Genomic DNA, 505 nt, shown 5'->3' with positions numbered 1-505 from the left:
GCGCTTCACCAAGGACCGCGACTGCATCCGCGTCAACGGCAAACTCCCCCTCGCCGCCGGCACCGCCCTGCAACAGCACCTGCGCCAAGAATCCCGCCGGCTGCGCCAGCACGGCGACCCGCGCACCGGCACCCAACTGCAGGCGGACCTGTTCACCGCCTACCCCCTCGCCGGGCACCCCGACAAACTCCCCCTGGCCCTCAACATCAAACTGGTCATGACCGACAAGACCCTGTTCCTCGGCGACCGCACCCCCGCCTGGCTCGAAGGCTACGGCTACATCCCCGCCCAGCACGCCCGAGAACTCATCGCCGGCGCGGAAATCCGCAACGAGGACTACTTCCACCACTACCCCGACGCGCACGACGACCTCGCCCTGCGCATCGAAACCTTCCCCGACATCCAGCGGCTCTACACCGCCCCCGGCGACAGCGAGCTGATCGCCATGGACTCCACCGCCCGCGCCTTCCCGCCCGGACTCAAGGAATTCATCAAGATCCGCGAC

1 pseudogene is annotated in these 505 nt (G+C 68.1%); it reads left to right on the top strand.

What is annotated here, in order from left to right:
* Window positions 1–505, top strand: a pseudogene (locus RF641_RS17495) (HNH endonuclease); the annotation flags it as partial.

The organism is Arthrobacter sp. 'calajunan', from assembly GCF_046940185.1.
Taxonomy (GTDB): Bacteria; Actinomycetota; Actinomycetes; order Actinomycetales; family Micrococcaceae; genus Glutamicibacter; species Glutamicibacter soli.
Note: the sequence above shows the minus strand (reverse complement) of the source record. Positions and strands in the feature narration are given on the sequence as shown.